The 18,051-nt window shown below is 42.4% G+C and carries 17 protein-coding genes; 5 read left to right on the top strand and 12 right to left on the bottom strand.

From position 1 onward, the window contains the following. The first annotated feature begins 31 nt into the window (after positions 1 to 31). Entirely contained in the window at positions 32 to 625 is a 594-nt protein-coding gene (locus G0029_RS00465) for a hypothetical protein (protein WP_180036023.1), read from the top strand. Between the two features lie 59 nt (positions 626 to 684). Here the strand turns inward: G0029_RS00465 and G0029_RS00460 are convergent, their stop codons facing one another. After that, complete coding sequence (locus G0029_RS00460; protein ID WP_372491143.1) at positions 685 to 972, bottom strand: DUF2798 domain-containing protein; 288 nt, start codon at positions 970 to 972, stop codon at positions 685 to 687. Positions 973 to 1,149: 177 nt separating this feature from the next. On the opposite strand from G0029_RS00460, the gene argS reads away from it, so the two are divergent. Then, entirely contained in the window at positions 1,150 to 2,940 is a 1,791-nt protein-coding gene (gene argS / locus G0029_RS00455) for an arginine--tRNA ligase (protein WP_180107819.1), read from the top strand. 245 nt (positions 2,941 to 3,185) lie between these two features. Then, positions 3,186 to 3,785 carry an SPOR domain-containing protein gene (locus G0029_RS00450; RefSeq protein ID WP_180041413.1) on the top strand — a complete coding sequence of 200 codons (600 nt, stop codon included), beginning with the start codon at positions 3,186 to 3,188 and terminating at the stop codon, positions 3,783 to 3,785. Positions 3,786 to 3,930: 145 nt separating this feature from the next. On the opposite strand, the gene asd is transcribed toward G0029_RS00450, so the two are convergent. The 5 genes from asd to G0029_RS00425 form a co-directional block, all read right to left on the bottom strand. Further along, the gene (asd, locus tag G0029_RS00445; RefSeq protein WP_078193251.1) at positions 3,931 to 4,782 is read right to left on the bottom strand and encodes an archaetidylserine decarboxylase; all 852 of its coding nucleotides are present in this window, start codon (positions 4,780 to 4,782) and stop codon (positions 3,931 to 3,933) included. Then, positions 4,779 to 5,627 carry a sulfurtransferase gene (locus G0029_RS00440; RefSeq protein ID WP_180107848.1) on the bottom strand — a complete coding sequence of 283 codons (849 nt, stop codon included), beginning with the start codon at positions 5,625 to 5,627 and terminating at the stop codon, positions 4,779 to 4,781. Before G0029_RS00440 ends, asd begins: the two co-directional genes overlap by 4 nt. A 153-nt stretch (positions 5,628 to 5,780) precedes the next feature. Then, positions 5,781 to 6,989 (bottom strand): nicotinate phosphoribosyltransferase, encoded by a 1,209-nt coding sequence (gene pncB / locus G0029_RS00435; RefSeq protein WP_111885113.1) that lies wholly within the window; start codon positions 6,987 to 6,989, stop codon positions 5,781 to 5,783. 146 nt (positions 6,990 to 7,135) lie between these two features. Then, positions 7,136 to 7,636, bottom strand: a complete 501-nt coding sequence (locus tag G0029_RS00430) for an ankyrin repeat domain-containing protein (RefSeq protein ID WP_078190612.1) — start codon at positions 7,634 to 7,636, stop codon at positions 7,136 to 7,138. Between the two features lie 181 nt (positions 7,637 to 7,817). Beyond that, positions 7,818 to 9,335, bottom strand: coding sequence for a catalase (locus tag G0029_RS00425; protein WP_180107820.1), 1,518 nt, complete (start codon positions 9,333 to 9,335; stop codon positions 7,818 to 7,820). A 229-nt stretch (positions 9,336 to 9,564) separates the two neighbouring features. Here G0029_RS00425 and dtd point away from each other — a divergent pair, with 229 nt between their 5' ends. Then, positions 9,565 to 10,005 carry a D-aminoacyl-tRNA deacylase gene (gene dtd, locus G0029_RS00420; RefSeq protein ID WP_180107821.1) on the top strand — a complete coding sequence of 147 codons (441 nt, stop codon included), beginning with the start codon at positions 9,565 to 9,567 and terminating at the stop codon, positions 10,003 to 10,005. Between the two features lie 82 nt (positions 10,006 to 10,087). Here dtd and G0029_RS00415 read toward each other — a convergent pair whose 3' ends face one another. The 3 genes from G0029_RS00415 to serB form a co-directional block, all read right to left on the bottom strand. After that, positions 10,088 to 10,567: an SCP2 sterol-binding domain-containing protein gene (locus tag G0029_RS00415; protein ID WP_078190615.1), complete on the bottom strand. Its 480-nt coding sequence runs from the start codon at positions 10,565 to 10,567 to the stop codon at positions 10,088 to 10,090. Between the two features lie 157 nt (positions 10,568 to 10,724). Beyond that, on the bottom strand, positions 10,725 to 11,057 hold the full coding sequence (gene aciT, locus G0029_RS00410; RefSeq protein ID WP_078190616.1) for an AciT family ciprofloxacin tolerance protein: 333 nt from the start codon (positions 11,055 to 11,057) through the stop codon (positions 10,725 to 10,727). A 414-nt stretch (positions 11,058 to 11,471) separates the two neighbouring features. Next, entirely contained in the window at positions 11,472 to 12,692 is a 1,221-nt protein-coding gene (serB, locus tag G0029_RS00405) for a phosphoserine phosphatase SerB (protein ID WP_111885109.1), read from the bottom strand. Between the two features lie 77 nt (positions 12,693 to 12,769). Here serB and G0029_RS00400 point away from each other — a divergent pair, with 77 nt between their 5' ends. After that, complete coding sequence (locus G0029_RS00400; RefSeq protein ID WP_078190618.1) at positions 12,770 to 14,026, top strand: hypothetical protein; 1,257 nt, start codon at positions 12,770 to 12,772, stop codon at positions 14,024 to 14,026. A gap of 48 nt (positions 14,027 to 14,074) precedes the next feature. On the opposite strand, the gene ppk1 is transcribed toward G0029_RS00400, so the two are convergent. From ppk1 to pncA, 3 genes are all read right to left on the bottom strand, one after another. Beyond that, positions 14,075 to 16,138 (bottom strand): polyphosphate kinase 1, encoded by a 2,064-nt coding sequence (gene ppk1 / locus G0029_RS00395; RefSeq protein ID WP_180107823.1) that lies wholly within the window; start codon positions 16,136 to 16,138, stop codon positions 14,075 to 14,077. A gap of 202 nt (positions 16,139 to 16,340) precedes the next feature. Next, positions 16,341 to 17,306 (bottom strand): bile acid:sodium symporter family protein, encoded by a 966-nt coding sequence (locus G0029_RS00390; RefSeq protein ID WP_180107824.1) that lies wholly within the window; start codon positions 17,304 to 17,306, stop codon positions 16,341 to 16,343. A 73-nt stretch (positions 17,307 to 17,379) separates the two neighbouring features. Next, positions 17,380 to 18,030, bottom strand: a complete 651-nt coding sequence (pncA, locus tag G0029_RS00385; RefSeq protein WP_180107825.1) for a bifunctional nicotinamidase/pyrazinamidase — start codon at positions 18,028 to 18,030, stop codon at positions 17,380 to 17,382. Positions 18,031 to 18,051 lie beyond the last annotated feature (21 nt).

The following is an 18,051-nucleotide window of genomic DNA, read 5'->3' as shown; positions in this document are numbered from 1 at the left end:
GATCCGAAAATTTAATAGAACAATAAAATCTATGCATTTACCTGCCATCTATACACTACCATTCATTCTAATCATCAGTAGCTTAAGCGCTTGCCAGACCATTTCCAAAACCAGTAGCACAGTCAGCGACAAAGTGATGGGCATGCTCGGTAAAGAAAAAGCCCCTGAAATCGATAAAAAAGGCACGGTCGATATCAGCAAAAGTACCCAACAACAGTTAGAAACTCTGCTGACCAATATGCCGAAAAATCAGTGGGTCTATATTGAAAATGATCAACAAGGCACATCTACCCTCAAAAATAAATCGGCAGACAATTTCACCTTGAGCCTCAAATTGAATTGCAAAATCAGCACTCAGCGCCCAACTTTCAGTATAAGCAACGCGGATGGCCAAGAGATCCTAAAAGCACATGATACAAATGTGGGGCAAATTCAAATTCTGCTCGACAATAAAAACTTTGGAAATCCGTTTGAGACAGCCCATCAGCAAAAGTTCCAAAGCTTTAAAACCGCTGTCGCTCAGGCCAAAGTCATTAAAGTATTTAATTCCTCAAAACTCTATACCTTCCAAAACAACAAAGCCGAATTACTCTCTAAAGCAGTAAGTTGTCGCGATAGCCTATAAATATTTAAAGCGAAATGCAGTAAGTCACCGTTTTACTCAACTGTGACTTACATGCAGGCTTATTTTGCAGGTGGCTGTGGCCCTGACATATCAACCAGCAGGCCTGTAAACTTTCGAACAAATGGCAATAAAATCAGTACAATGGGAAAAGCAATTGCCCAAGAAATCATCCAATTATGCAGCCATAGGGTAAGAAAACCCTCAAACCAACCTAAATTTCTGAGCATATTAATAAACGAAATAATGCCGCTCATGAGACAGGACAAAATAAATGGCACGATAATCAGCGCCCAGCGTGCAGCTAACTTCGGCACATTGCCAAAAATTTTAGGGGTGGGTTGTGACATGTCCATATACTCAAGCAGTGATCCTGAATCGCTAAACTACTTATATCGTTTTACTTCGATATAAGCAATGCTTCACTTTTATCGAATATTTTTTATTCGCAACAAATGGGTTCACCTAAAGAGTCTGAAATTTGCTATATTTACCGTTTTTCTGCGACATTTATTTTTCGACTGATTATGAATACGGCAATACAAGCAGCGCTCGATCATGCAGTGCAATCCCTTCAAGCTGAAGGTGTACTCCCAACTGACTGGAACAATACTAGCAATTTGACCCGAACCAAAGACCGAAGCCACGGTGACTTTGCGTCAAACATTGCCATGATTGCCTCTAAAGCTGCAGGTATGAAGCCGCGTGATTTAGCCGAAAAAATTCTGGCAAATCTTCCAGAAGTCGCAGATATCAGCAAAGCAGAAATTGCAGGTCCTGGCTTTATTAACTTCTTTTTAAATGCTGACCAACGATTTGCTGTCTTAGACCAAATTCAAGCTCAGAAAGATCAGTTCGGTCGTACACAGGCCAATGCTGAAAAACGTGTTCAAGTGGAATTCGTTTCAGCCAACCCAACGTCTAGCCTACACGTTGGTCATGGTCGTGGCGCAGCTTACGGTATGACCGTTGCCAATCTTCTTGAAGCAACAGGTGCTAAAGTTGACCGTGAATACTACGTCAACGATGCTGGCCGTCAAATGGATATCTTGGCGACATCGACTTACTTGCGTTATTTAGAATTGACCGGTCAACAACTGGTCTTCCCTAAAAATGCATATCAAGGCGACTACGTTAAAGAAATCGCTCAAAGCATTATCGACAAAGATGGCGATGCTTATGTACGCCCTGTTGTCGACATCTACAAAGATGTTCCAGAAGATGTGCAATATGCCGCTGAACTCGATAGCGAAGGCAATAAAGTCGTTGTTTCAGGTGATAAAGAAAAACACATTGATGGTTTGATTCATAATTCACAAAACCATTTGGCTGCGGGTTACCGTGTGTTCCATCAAGCTGCGCTGAAAGCCATTCTTGATGACATTAAAGATGACCTCGGTGAATTTGGCGTGACTTTCAATCAATGGTTCAGCGAAGCAACCTTGACTGAAAAAATTGATGAAGCATTACAAATGCTCGATCAACGTGGTTTCTTATACGAAAAAGATGGCAACATCTGGTTCAAATCAACTGAATTTGGTGATGAAAAAGACCGTGTTGTAAAACGTCGTAATGGTCAAACTACGTACTTCGCATCTGACATTGCTTATCACTTAAATAAACTACAACGCGGCTATACCGATATCGTGGATATCTGGGGTTCAGACCACCACGGTTATATCGCACGTGTGAAAGCAGCGATTGATGCGCTTGGCTATGATTCTAAAAAATTGACGGTGCTTTTGGTTCAATTTGTGAGCCTATGGCGTGGCGGCGAGATGGTTCAAATGTCATCTCGTTCAGGTCAATTCGTGACTTTACGCGACTTACGTAAAGAAGTAGGCAACGATGCTGCTCGTTTCTACTATGTCATGCGTAAATCAGAACAACACATTGACTTCGACTTAGACCTTGCTGTGTCTCAAAGCAAAGACAATGCGGTGTACTACATTCAATACGCACACGCACGTATCTGCCGTATGCTCGAAAAAGCCGCTGCGACAGACGTTCAATTCTCTGCTGAAGCTGCACGTCAATTTGCAGCTAAACTTGAGTTAGAAGCTGAAACTGAAGTTCTTGCTAAACTTGCGGCTTACCCTGAAATTGTGGTTCGTGCAGCAAACAGCTATGAACCACACCAAGTGGGTAACTACTTGAAAGAATTAGCGGCGTTGTTCCATGGTTGGTACAACGAAAATAAAGTCTTGGGTGATGATGCAGAACTGACTCAAGCACGCTTATTACTGTCTGTAAACGTACAGCAAGTTTTACGCAATGGTCTTGAATTATTGGGTGTGAGTGCGCCTGAATCAATGTAAGCCATTCTTAGTATACGTTAGAATCCGTCCATGTATGAACCATATACATTGACGCCTATACAGGCTCTTTATGAGCCTGTATTTTCATGGATATTCAGTCATCTTTTTATGAAAAATTGAAGATGTTGAAATTGTGAAAATTAAACATAAACAGCATGACAGTCATGTAATATATAATAATCAGAACTTGGTTTTGGGTCAGTTCCCACTAGGTTCGTAACAATTACAATTAAAGAGGTTTCCTCGTGTTTGGAAAAACGCAACGCGGTGTATCAGAGCGGCCAAATCAGCCTAAAAAACCATTGATTCCTGCATGGTTAGGTACACTTGTGATCATTTTAATCGTGTTGAGTTTCTTGGTGGCCTTGATGTTATGGAAACCATGGGAGCCGGTAAAACCGAAAGGTCAAATTACCTCTGAGCACTACCAAGAAGAAACCAATAAAGATTACCGTTTTTATGATCTGTTGCCTCAGCAACAAGTCACCCCGATTCCAGATCAAGCTGTGCCTGAAACAGATACCAAAGAAACCGTGGTGATCGTTGAAGCACCTGAAACGGCTACCACTGCACCGACTGAGCCGGGTATTGAAGCCACAGAAACAACACCTGCCCCTGCAAGCTATATTTTGCAAGTGCGTAGCTATGATGACCCTGACCAAGCCGATGCCCGTCGTGCGGAAATTATTTTAAATGGCTTATCTGCCGATGTGATCCAAAGTAATGAAAATGGCAAAGTTTGGTATCGCGTCGTGTCTGGCCCCTATGATTCACAAGAAGCTGCTGTGATTGCACAGCAAACTTTACGTCATAGCAGTATCGACTCGATTGTCGTAAAACGCTAAATTTTGCAATTAAAAAAAGCGCCTGATGGCGCTTTTTTTTATTCATTCCTTTAATAAAGGGAGGTTAGAAGGGATTCTTTTTTGAATACATCAGCTTAGCTCAAAAACCTCTCCCTAACCCTCTCCTAAAGGGACAGGGAATTCATTAAATGGTATGCCCTAAAGCTTCGCCCATCACCACAGTCGAGTTGGCTTTAAAGGTCGCATCCCATTGCATTTTGTTTTCTTCAAACAACACTACCGCTGTTGAACCTAAATAGAAACGGCCCAATTCTGCACCTTTTTCTAAGAATAAATCGTGTTGATTGAGTTCCAAACGCCCTGTCGGTTTAACTTTACCTGTAGCCACGGTTTCAATACCTGCCACGATCATTGCGCCCACTAATACAACCGCCATACGTCCGACTTCTGTATCAAATAAGCAGACCATACGTTCATTACGGGCAAATAAACCCGGAATATTTTCAGCAGTGGTCTGGTTTACTGAGAACAATTCACCCGGTACATACAGGGTTTCTGTCAATGTTCCTGCAAATGGCATATGTACACGGTGGTAGTCTTTTGGTGACAAATAAACCGTAGCAAACTGACCATTTTTAAACGGCTCTGCCAATTGTGGATCGGCAATCAGGTTTTCAACGGTGAACTTCTGCCCTTTGGCCTGAAATACGTCACCATTTTCAATTTTACCCAGTTGTGAAATCGCACCATCTGCGGGTGAAACAACACTGTTGGCATTTGCATCAACTACACGTACGCCTTCTTTTAAAGAACGAGTGAAAAATTCATTGAATGATTTAAATTTCAGGGCATTACTTTGCTCAGCAATCGACATGTCGATGCCATACTGTGCTTTAAATGCGGTAATCACAGCATTTTTCACCACAGGGTTTTCGCTTGCAGCCAATTTACCGACGATACGTGATAATTTGTGCTGTGGAACAACACGCTGAGCTTGAATAAAAATTTGTTTTTTTAACTGAGATGTAAGGCTCAAGACGGCAACTCTCCGGTGATCACAGGACTATCGAGTCGGTTGCCCCACTCGCTCCACGCACCATCGTAAGCTCGAATATTCCAACCGAGTAAACGTCCTAGTATATAAGCTAGGCCCGACCGATGATGGGACTGACAATATACCACCACAGGTTCGTTTAAATTGAATCCCAATTGTTCTAAGCGTTGTTGTGTGCGTTCTAAAGGATGCAATTTTAAATGATTTTCTCGGTTAAGGGCAGTACTCCATTCGAAATGTCGTGCACCTGGAATGTGACCGCCGCGTCGCGCTGCTAAACGTAGTCCTGTATATTCATCTTCGGTACGGCAGTCCCATACTTGGATCTGCTCCTGCTGCACACGAGCCAATAGCTCATCATAATCTGTTTGATACTGAGCACGCGCCTCTGCACTTACTTCAACCAATGGGCTTACGGGTTCAAATTTCTCAATTTCAGACGAGGTCGGTAAGCCTGCCCCAAGCCAAGCATGGATGCCACCATTGAGGAGACTGGTATTTTCAAAACCGAGGCAATGTAAGTTCCAAATCAGTCGACCAGCCCATGCCCCACCTTCATCGTCATAAACTACTACATGATGTTCTGGACTGATACTCAGATAGCTGATGAGCTGTTCTAAACCGGCTTGATCAGGTAAAAGCCCCATCGCTTGTTCTTCTTGGCGCACTAACAGTTTCGGCTGCACATGCAGTGCATGTGGAATATGCAATTGGTCATAAACCGAACGACGACTCAAATCGACGATCCGTAGTTTTTCATTACCAAGATGTGGAACCAATTCTTCCGCTTCAATCAGTAGACCAAAATTCAGTGTAGATGCTGTCATCGTTGTTCGTGTTGTATTTTGTGCGATTAAATTCGATCTTAGCATAAGTCATTTTCACTATTATTCTGAATTTTTGCATTCCTTTAGCAATATTTTAGATATAAAAAAGCCGAATCATTGATTCGGCTTTTTTATTTTTATCTAATGCTGTGTTTAAGCGCTAACTTCAGAGATGTCAAACACCTGACGTAGATACGCTAAGAAAGTATCATTATCCGTCATGGTTTTACCCGGACTATCTGAAATTTTTGCCACAGATTGACCATTACATTCAACCAGTTTCAGTACGATGTTCAGCGCAGTTTGCCCCATATCATTGGTCAAGTTGGTGCCAATACCAAAGCTAACTTGGAAACGGTCTTTGAAGTAATTATGCAAATCCCACGCTTTTTCGATATTTAGACCATCACTAAAGGTCAGCATTTTACTTTTGCTATCGACTTTAAGCTTTTTGTAATGTGCATAGGCTTTATCGCCCCATTCATACGGGTCGCCACTGTCATGACGTAAACCGTCGAATAGTTTGGCAAAGTACAAATCGAAGTCACGTAGGAACGCATCCATACCGACAACGTCCGTTAAGGCTATTCCTAAGTCACCGCGGTATTCCTGCACCCATGTTTCTAGCGCAGACTTCTGGAAGTTACGTAGACGAACATCAAGCGCTTGGAATGCTTGTAGGAACTCATGCGCCATCGTACCAATTGGAGTAATGTTCAAGTCTTTGGCAATCAGAACATTACTTGTACCGCGGAAAATATACGGTGAAGCCTGATTTAATTCTTCAATTACATGCTTTTGCCATGCATAACTATAACGACGACGCGTGCCAAAATCAGAGACCAAGAATGGTGGATCATTTGGATTTTGCCGTGCTTCATACTGCTTCAGCAAGGCAATCTTATGTTGTAAACGGCGCTCACCTTCGGCTAAAACTTCTGGTGTACGAATACGTTGGAAATATAATTCATTGACGATGGCTAAAACAAAGATTTCAAACATCATCGCTTGAACCATTGGGCCTTCTACCCAAATGTCGAGTCGACCTTCATCATCAATACCCGCTTTAATAAAACGGCGTTTAAGCTGAAATAATTCAAGATAATCAACAAAATCGCTTTTAATAAAACGTAAACTGCGTAAATACTGCAATTCATCTTCTTTAAACTTCAACTGACAAAGCATGTCGAGCTGCATGTTTAAATCATCCAAAATTTCAACCAGTGGGTAGGCTGTATCATCCAAGTTACGGCAGCGAAAGTGATACACACTGTGGGTTTGCGGAAATTTGTGTAACACCACCTGAAGCATGGTGAATTTATACAGATCTGTGTCTAATAAGGATTGGATGATTGGAGACATAAAGACTTTCAGTTTTTATCAACTCTTTGCATTAAAGCATACTTTATTGATAAAAAGCCGATTGATTTAGTGGAATAACTTATAAATCACCGCGATTCATCGACTTTTTTCAATTTTTTTGCTGAAGCTGAGCGCGATCAAGCTCATTATTTTTTGAGTAATTGTCGATATTTTTCTTCTTGACCAAATTCACGTGCAAACTGTTCTGCAGTCTTTTGCCCCGTTTTTTTGGCATTTGCATCGCAATCCACTTGGCGTAATTGCTTTGCAATCGCCCATTCTAATTTAAACATGGCACCCATCAATGCAGTGTTGCCTTTATTGTCACGTGCGCAGCGGTCTGCACCATGTTCCAACAAGCGAGTTACAATATTTTGATGACCATAATAGGTCGCCATCATCAGCGGTGTAAAACCCGAGGCATTGCGTACATCGACTGGAAAACCATGCTTGAGAAACTCATTAATCACTTCTTCATTGCCAGTTTTGGCTGCGGCAAAAAATATTGCAATCAATTCCTGTTGTGAGGTCATCTGATCGCTTGCAGACGCTTTAGCGGGGGAGATATCTTCCGCGATTGCCACGTTTGCGAATGCGGAACCAAACGCAAGAAGACTGGCTAAAGTCAAATGCTGCATAACTTTCATGATGAACTCCAACAGAAATCGAATGTAGAATTGAATTAGAAATAATTCATTTCATAAAAATGAATATTTAAGGAGTGCCTATGAAACTCCCCCTAGGGTGCAGGAAAGGTATGGAGCTTCATAGGACTTTTTTGAGGTAACGTTCTAGACCCTAGTTACCAATCCTTCAGACTGATCGAAATTAGTCTTTCAGTTGTGCTGCTTTAGCTTTTACTGTTGCAAGGTTGCCGTTTACTGCTTTAGTCATACGCATACCGTAGTCTGCATCTGCTTTGTAGAAGTAAGACAACATGATGTGTTTCGTTTCCGAATCTTTTACGTTGCCAAGGTCAGCAGCCAAGTTCATGATTAAGTTTTCTTTCTCTTTCGCAGAGTATGAACGATAAAGCTCACCCGCCTGCTTGAAGTTTTGCTCTTTCACGCCTTTTTGCTGAACTGTGCCAGAAAGCGGTGTTTCAACCGCACGCGCTTTCGCAGTTGCTGGTTTTGGCTCAATACGGCTTGGCTCGTAGTTCACATTTGATGAAGTGCCGCCAACATTCATGTAACCATCTTGGTTGTTGTTGTTTACAGCAACTAATGGACGGTTGACTGGAATTTGTTGGTGGTTCGCACCTAAACGGTACATTTGTGTATCTGAGTAAGAAAAGATACGGCCTTGCAGCAGACGGTCTTCTGATGGCTCGATACCTGGGACTAAGTTACCTGGAGCCAATGCCACTTGTTCCGTTTCCTGGAAGAAGTTTTTCGGCATACGGTTCAGCGTTAACGTACCGACTTTAGTTTCTGGAACTAGGTTCGTCGGCCAGATTTTTGTTGGATCAAGCGGGTCAAAATCAAAGCTGTTTAAATCTTTAGGATCTAACACTTGGATATAAAGATCCCATTTCGGGAAGTTGCCCGCGTTGATGTTTTTGTAAAGATCGTTGGTTAAGTGGTTGAAGTCTTTACCTTGCAGCTCCATCGCTTCTTTAACGTTCAGGCCTTTCACGCCTTGTTTAGAGCGGAAGTTGAACTTCACGTATTTATATTCGCCTTTGTCGTTGTACATTTTGAATGCGTGTACACCGAAACCATCTTGCTCACGGTAGCTAGTTGGAACACCTTGGTTACCATACACATAAGTCAACATGTTAGTTGCCCATGGTTGGCTAGACAAGAAGTCAAATACGCGGTTCGCGTCTTGAACGTTGTCAATTGGGCTTGGCTTCATTGCGTGAATGAAGTCAGGGAATTTAATTGCATCACGAATGAAGAAGACTGGAGTTTGGTTACCCACTAAATCCCAGTTGCCTTCTTGCGTATAGAACTTGATCGCGAAACCGTGCGGGTCACGTAGAGTTTCTGGAGAACCTTTACCATGAATTACAGTCGAGAAACGTAAGAAAACTGGAGTCTTAGTACCTGCTTTGAACAATGAAGCAATGGTGAGATCAGATAAATCTTTAGTTGCAACGAATTCACCATAAGCACCTGTACCACGGGCATGTACCACACGCTCAGGAATACGCTCACGACCAAAACGTTGTAATTTTTGAACCAATTGTACGTCTTGAAGTAGAACTGAACCATTTGGACCCGCAGTAATCGAGTTTTGGTTATCGCCTACTGGTGCACCATTGTCTTTGGTTAATGGCGCTGCTTGAGTCGCCGCTGTTGCTGTTGCTAACATCGCAACCAATAAAGAACGCTTAAACATCGTCTTAATCTCTCTGTTAAATACCTTTCCTGCCCCGCAAAGATACTGACATTTAATAAATAGATAAAACAGATTATTTTCATAAATTCAATCGCATTATTAGATTTATAAAAAATATACATTTCATTTTCAAATGTTTGAGCCCAAAATTTTCTAAACATCGCTTCGAAAGAATGCTGTCTTTGCTACAATCCCTGCCCTATGTTCAATTTTCTACTCGGAAGAATTTATGCGGGCCTTGTTACAACGTGTTTTGGAAGCCAAAGTGGTGGTCGATGGTGAGATCACGGGTGAAATCAATCACGGTATTTTAGTGTTTTTAGGACTTGGTAAAGATGACGATTTAGAAAAGGGCAAAAAACTGATCGATAAGATCTTGAAATACCGTTTTTTTGATGATGAACAAGGCAAGATGGGCTGGAATGTCAGTCAAGCTGGCGGCAGTATCCTCTTGGTGTCTCAATTTACTCTGATGGCACAAACGCAAAAAGGCCTGCGCCCTGATTTTGGCCCTGCCATGCCGCCAAGCGATGCCAAAGCACTGTATGAACAGCTGGTCGATTACACCAAGCGCCAATATGACCATGTACAAACAGGTATCTTTGCTGCCGACATGAAAGTGCATTTGGTCAATGACGGTCCAGTGACCTTTAATTTAGAAGTTGAATAACCACTGAAGCATAAAAAAAGCCCTCAAAAGAGGGCTTTTTTTTTTAATCCTCCCACTAAAGGAGGAGAACAAGGCGTAAATCTTACTTACCTGTTTTTTCTTTAATAAACGCACGTGCGATTTTGATTTTTTCTTTAACCGGTTTTGGAAGTTTAGGTGGAATTAACTTCGCCACTTGGTTAAACCAAACCAGTAGACCAAAATCACCTTCCATTTTAATACTGCCATTTTGCATACCCGTCATGAATGCAGTTGGGTCACCTTTCATCAGAGTTTTTACGCCCTGTTCGCTGTCTGCAAATTGCAAAATAAAGTCGGCTTTTTCAGCATCGCCTGAAACAGTATCAATCTGTCCGTTATTTACAATAATTTGACGTGCAACACCTAAATCCGTGCCGATTTGAATGCGGAATTGACGTTCATGAACCAATTCAATGAATTTAGGGCTAGTACGTGCAAGCTGTTTCATACGAAGCGCTAAACCTGCCACGAGTAAATCAAGTGGATCCGTACTGACATCAACTAAAGGTAGTTTTACGACAGGAATTGATGATAGTTTCATGACTTAAAGCCTATTGTAATTGTTGGAAAATTGACTGGCTTCATCCTAACATAACTTGGCTTTTGAGAAGTAAGGCTTTGTATCTCAAATCGGACTAATGCGTTCATAAAAAAATGCGCCCCTAGGCGCATTTTTCATTGAAATTTTGTTCTGGCACTTATCGGCTCGAACATTGCTGTTCTTCATCATATACAGGCGTGTGCTCTATACATTGGCGCTTTGCCATCGCACGCTCTGCACGGCGGTCTTCACGTAACAATACTAAAGTGAATACCACCATTGCGGCCATTAATGCCGTTAAATAACTATAAGTCACTGATAATTCAAACATGGTTTGTGTGCCAAATCGAATCACTTCAATGAGTCCCCACACCAGCATCCCCGCCAGCATAAAACTTAACCAGCGACGATAAGGCGAGAAGAAAACAGCAATCACAGCCGCCGATACCAAGCTCAGGCCAACGATTGTTGCTAAATTCGCTGTTAACATAAAAACCTCCGTCATTTGACAGCTGACATCTCTTGTCTTACAGGATGCTGAGCCGTCTCACTACTGTATCTTCAGTAAATAGATTTGGTCGATCTCAATCTCTTGCAAGCATTATGCTGAGTTTTTTGCATAAAAAAAGTCTCGTTTTTTGTTAATGCGACACACCTTGTCGCAACATTATTTTGTCATTACATTTTTTCTTTTTAAAGAATTTCTGGAACAATGATGGCATCTCGTTTCGAGTGTCATTACAAAAAAAACAGCTGGTTTTAGGCTAAAAAAATTAATTTTTCGAATGCTGTTAATCGTTGTTTTTATCGACAATTTTCTTCTACCGTTCATCGGATGAGCTGAATTCTTGGCATAAAAAAACGCAGCCTTTTGGCTACGTTTTTGACTGTGCCTTAAATGGTTTTAAGCACGATTTAAATCTTTATCATGCACACCAAGCAGGTAAAGAACACCATCTAGACCCACGCTTGAAATGGCTTGATTGGCATTTTGACGCACTAAAGGTTTCGCACGGAAAGCAACGCCTAAGCCGGCTAAAGACAACATTGGCAAATCATTCGCACCATCACCGACTGCAATGGCTTGTTCTAATGAAATCCCCATTTCTTCAGCGATTTGTGTCAATAAGAAGGCTTTGCGAGCACCATCCACAATATGGCCTTTCACTTCACCTGTTACCGCGCCATCTTGGACGTCCAGTACATTGGCATGCACTTCATCGATACCCAGTTTTGCTTGTAAATATTCGGCAAAATACTGAAAACCACCTGACAAAATAGCTGTGCGATATCCCAGTGATTTCAGCGTTGAAATCAGACGTTCCGCACCTTCTGTAATGGTCAGACGTTCTGCAATTTTAGGCAATACCGAAGCATCCATACCTTTGAGCAGTGCCACACGTGCACGGAAACTTTGTTGGAAATCGAGTTCACCTTGCATAGCACGTTCAGTGATTTCAGCCACTTGAGCGCCGACACCCGCTTCAATCGCCAATTCGTCAATCACTTCTTGCTCAATCAGCGTCGAGTCCATATCAAAGCAGACCAAACGACGATTACGACGGTAAGCATTGTCCTCTTGAACGGCAACATCTACCCCAAGTTCGGTAGATAGACGTAAACATGCTGCACGCATTGCAGTAGCATCCAACATCTGGCCTTTTAAACCAAATTGAACGCAGGCACGGCGCGGACCTTCGCTTGATCCATCTAACTCTGGACGGCCAGATAAACGAGTCACAGTTTCAATATTGAAGCCTTGACTGGACACAATATTTGTAACTGCCTGTAAATGAGACGCCTGTAATTCTGGCGCAAGTGCCGTAACGATATAGCGTGTGCGGCCTCCCTCATTTACCCATTGTTGATATTCTGTTGTAGAGATTGGTTTAAAGCGCACAGTTAAGCCAATATCATGTGCTAAAATCAACATCTCCTTCATGGCTAATGCTGTCGCAGTCTGGTCTTCCGACGAAACAACAATACCTAAAGTCAGCTGATTGTGGATGACTGCTTGTCCGACATCTAAAATCTGTAAGGAATGTGCGGACAAAACCTGCATTAATCGTGTAAATTGATTAGGTTGGTCAGGTCCTAAAAGTGATATAAGAATGATTTCTCGCATGAATTGACTCGGGTCTGAGCTACAACTAATGTAAGAATCATAATCTAAATTGAATAGAATTGCCTTGGAAGTTTACGTTGAATGCGCCTAGACAAGGGCTATTTGCTAGCCTATTAGTAGTTTGTTTTGCTTTGCATACCTTTTTATTGGTATTGGCAACAACCCACCAACTGAACGAAAACCGTGCCAGTCAGGGACAACTGATGACCAGTCAATTGGTTACAGACAGCCTATCTGAGCTTGAGCCGGCCAATACCGTATCATTAGCCTTACTTGCTGACCGCTATGCAACCAACCCGAGCGTGGCTTCCATCCGCATTTTAAATGCCAATAATCAAGTTTTGGCCACAGGCGGTTTGACCAAAACCCGTGACGGTGAAATCTTTGTTCGTGATGCGTTGCAAAACGAAAAGAAAGTCGGAACAGTTGAAATCACTTTAATTAAACCAAGTATTGGTGAAATCTTACGTACGCAATGGGCCGCGATTCTATTTTCATTATTCTTACATGGCTTGTTATGGTTGGCGTATCGCGCTATTGCACGTCCAAGTCGTACTGAATATTTAGCGCGAATCAACAATGAATCACGTCTAAAACACGAAATTCAAACGCTAGCGCAGGCTTTAGAACAAGAAAAACATAATGCCGCTGTGGCGATTGCTCAAGCGCAGCAAAATGCGCAAGCCAAAGCAAAACAGCATAAAGACATGAAACCAGTGGTTCTCGACAGCAACAGCTTGGCATTAAATATCCAATTTTATGATCCGAAACAGCTGCTCGATAGCGTCAACAAAACCGTGTCTGTGCCGTATTTTAATCTCTGCCAAATTTTCTTGAATAAAACCACAGAACTCTGTGTTCAACATTATAAATTGAACAGTTCTGACATCAGTACGGTACATAAGTTTGATGAACATGGCGCAACCATCAGCATGACCGCTGACACTCCAGATGCGCTGCGTTGCCTCACCATGATCAGCTCAGTATTCCAATTGCTTTCAGATGTTTTATATAAACGCTACCGTGAAGAAAAACGTTTCGTTTTACAAACCCGTAGCGCGATTTCAAGCTCTGTCGAAGCCATGCAATTGTCTTCTGTGCAAGCGGCTGAACGTTTAGTCCAACAATTGGTTGCTAAAGAAAGTGCCATTCATGTGCCGACAACTTTGCTCAAAGAGATTTCAGATCATTTCCAATTGGTCAGTTTGCCAAATCCGACCAATGTGCTCACTCGTCATGCATTTATGCTCAATGGGATGGACAGTGATGCCGCTGAATTGGCTCAAAACTTCAGAACTGAAATTTTAAAATCCAAACAGTCAAAAGCCTCGTAAAGGTTTGAGCGAAATCAAAAATCCCGACTTAAGTCGGGATTTTTTGTCTTAAACAGTCGAAATTTTCTGTGCAATCAAATATTTTTGCGCGTTATGCGGTTCGGTACCTGCTTCAACCGCGACTTTCTCCCATTGCCCATTCGACTGCATTTCCCATGCATTTTGATTATCTTCCAAATAGTTAAGTAAACAATCTTTCATAATGCGTTTTTTCAAACGGCTTTCCAAAATGGGAAAACAGGTTTCGACCCGTGAAAATAAGTTACGTCCCATCCAATCAGCACTGGCACAGTACAATCGTTTTTCGCCTGCATGCTCAAAATAATACACTCGAGTATGCTCTAAGAAGCGTCCGACGATAGATCTCACATGAATATTCTCAGACATACCTTTGACCTGAGGAATCAAACAACAAATCGAACGGATAATTAAATCTACAGATACCCCTGCTTGCGATGCACGATACAAAGCAGCAATCAGTTGCGGTTCCGTGAGTGCATTAACCTTCACAATAATTCTTGCGTATTTTCCCGCTTGTGCGGCAACAATTTCCTGTTCAATCAGTTTCAGTAATTCTGTATGCAGAGTAAATGGTGCATGCAGTAAGGCTTTCAGCTTCGCCATCTTGCCCATACCGGTCAATTCCTGAAACATGCGATGCACATCTTCGCAAATATCGGGATGCGTCGTCATCAGGCCATAATCGGTATACATCCGCGCATTGCCTGCGTGGTAGTTACCTGTTCCCAAATGGGCGTAGCGTAACAGCTGATTATTTTCACGGCGCACAATCAAAATCATCTTGGCATGGGTTTTATAGCCCACAATGCCATACACCACGACAGCCCCAGCTTCTTGCAATATATTGGCCACGGTAATATTGGATTCTTCATCAAACCGCGCCCGAAGTTCGATGACGGCGGTTACTTCCTTGCCGTTGCGTGCTGCCTCCGCTAAAACTTGTACGATGTCCGAATCTGGCCCACTACGATAGAGCGTTTGCTTAATGGCTAATACCTGAGGGTCTTTTGCAGCTTCACGTAATAAGTTGATGACCGGTTGAAAGGAGTCAAACGGATGATGTAACAACACATCTTGTGTTTTTAATACATCAAAAATCGCGGTTTGTTTACGAAAAACTTTAGGAATAATCGGTGTATAGACCGGATATTTCAGTTCAGGTCGATTAAAAGTGGTACTGAGACGCGATAAATTGATCGGGCCGTCAATGCGATAGAGCTCCTGCTCACTCAAATCAAATTCATCTAACAAATAATCAATAATGCTTTGCGGACAATCATCTTCAATTTCTAAGCGAACTGCCCGACCAAAACGCCGTGAAGACAATTCATCTTTTAATGCCACCGCCAAGTCATCCACATCTTCAGCCAGAACTAAATCTGCATTGCGCGTCACTCGAAAAGCATAACAGCCCGTCGCTTTCATCCCCGGGAATAAATCATTAATGTGTTGCTGAATAATGGCGGTCAGGAAAATTTGTGTCTCTGCACTGCCTTCAACCTCGGCGGGCATTTTGATTAAACGCGGCAATGAGCGTGGCGCAGGCACAATTGCCATTTCAATGGCACGACCAAAGGCATCTTTGCCTTCTAGACTCACAATAAAGTTGAGGCTTTTATTGACCAAGCGTGGAAACGGATGCGATGGATCTAAGCTAATTGGTGTTAAGACTGGTTGAACTTCTTTACTAAAATAATGGCTAATCCACGCCCGATGTTTTTCTAAAATATCTTTAAATTGAATAAAGCGAATGCCTTCACTTTGTAATGCAGGCAATACAGCATGATTGAGGGTGTGGTATTGCTGTGCAACCGTGTCATGAATCACTTGGGAAAGTTCATCTAAGACCACTTCAGTCGGAATGGCATCTGGCGTCCGTGCAATCGCATTCAAATCTCGTTGTTTCATCAGCCCCGCAATGCGAATTTCAAAGAATTCATCTAAATTGCGTGAAAAAATGATGAGAAAATTCAAGCGTTCAAGTAACGGTAAACTTGAATCGAGTGCTTGAGCCAAGACCCGCCGATTAAAATCTAAAAGCGACAATTCACGATTATAATAGGTCTCTGATGAATGCTGAAAATGTTGCATACCCTCTCAATGCTGCTTGAAACAGTCTATATCTAAAGTGGTTGCCGGCATGTTAGGCATGCGGAGATGACACTTATGTTACAAATAGCATTAATCAATTAAAAAAGCATGCAATTCCCTAAAACACTGTTCATCAAATCGTAAAATTTATTTTCGACATAAAAAAAGAGGGAGATTACCCTCTTTTTTACTGAATTGTTTTTTATGCAGGCTTGTCTTGTTCCGATGCTTTGGGCTCACTCGTCCGTGCTGCCCAATAGGTTGCCAATGCAGGACCCGAGATATTGTGCCACAAACTAAAAATCGCACTCGGCACAGCGGTCAAAGGTGAAGCAGCAAAATGGGTCGCCGCCAATGCCACACCCAAACCTGAGTTTTGCATCCCGACTTCAATTGATACTGCTTTACAGTCTGCATAGGGCAATTTAAATATTCGGCTGGCCCAAAAACCCAATAGATAGCCCAAGCCATTATGTAAGGCAACTACCCCAAGAATCAGTAAACCTGATTGCAAAATCTGTGTTCGGCTACCCGCAATGATTGCCGCCACAATCGCCACAATTGCCACAACAGAAACCAATGGCATGACCTGTATATAGGCATCCACTCGGTGCTTAAATACAGTTCGAATCATTAACCCCACAATGATCGGAAATAAAACCACTTGTAAAATTGAAACCAACATCGATGCCGCATTAATTTCAATCCATTGGCTTGCCAGCAAATAGAAAATCGCAGGGGTTAAAACCGGTGCCAGTAATGTCGAAACAGAGGTACAGGCAACAGATAATGCGGTATTGCCTTTTGCCATATAGGTGATGACATTAGAGGCCGTTCCACCCGGACAGCAACCGACAAGAATGACCCCGATCGCGATCTCTGTCGGCAGTTGTAATAATTTACATAAGAAAAAAGCCAATCCCGGCATCACAATAAACTGTGCCAAAACCCCGATCATCACAGCTTTCGGACTTTGCAATACACTTTTAAAATCTTGCAGTGTCATGGTCATGCCCATACCCAACATAATGATGCCTAGCATCCATGGGATATATGCTTTTAACCAAACAAATACATCGGGAAAAAACATGGCGAGCGCTGCAAACAGCACCACCCAAATCGCAAATGTTTTCTGCACAAATTGAGTGAATTTTAAGAAAGCCGACATAGGCATCTTCCATTTAAAAACAGGGACAAAAAAAGGCACACCCTTGTGCCTTTTCTCAACTGAGCCCACTGGGTCATGCCAAAGATAATGCCTGTGCATGCTGCTGCACAATATCTTTCAGGTAAATACGCTTCACCCCATTCGCCAACATGTCTTGCCATGCATGCTGAAGCGAACCCTGTAAATCGATCCCTTTGGTCAAATCAGCAATCACAAAAGTTTCAAAACCAAGCTTACGTGCATCCATTGCCGTCCAAGCAACACAGAAATCCGTGGCAATGCCCACCACAAAGACTGTATCAATACCACGTTCGCGCAAATAGCCCGCCAAACCTGTTGAAGTTTTCTGATCTGCTTCCATAAAAGCAGAGTAGCTGTCGATATGCTGATGAAAACCTTTACGGATAATTAGCTGCGCCGTTGGTAAATTTAAATCAGGATGCAATTCGGCATCCTGTGTGCCTTGTACACAATGCGTCGGCCACAATACTTGCGTTCCATAATTCAGCTCTATGCTGTCATAAGGTGCATGCTCAGGATGATTTTCAGCAAAAGAAATATGGTCGGCTGGATGCCAATCTTGAGTCAGCACAATATTCGCAAAGTATTGTCCCAATTGATTAATCCCTGGAATAATTTGATCGGCATTGGCAACAGCCAACTGACCACCTGGGGTAAAACTATTTTGTACATCGACCACAATCAGCGCTGTATTTTTTTGCATATCTCTCCATCCGTTGTCATG

This window comes from Acinetobacter sp. YH12138, assembly GCF_015218525.1.
Taxonomy (GTDB): domain Bacteria; phylum Pseudomonadota; class Gammaproteobacteria; order Pseudomonadales; family Moraxellaceae; genus Acinetobacter; species Acinetobacter amyesii.
Note: the sequence above shows the minus strand (reverse complement) of the source record. Positions and strands in the feature narration are given on the sequence as shown.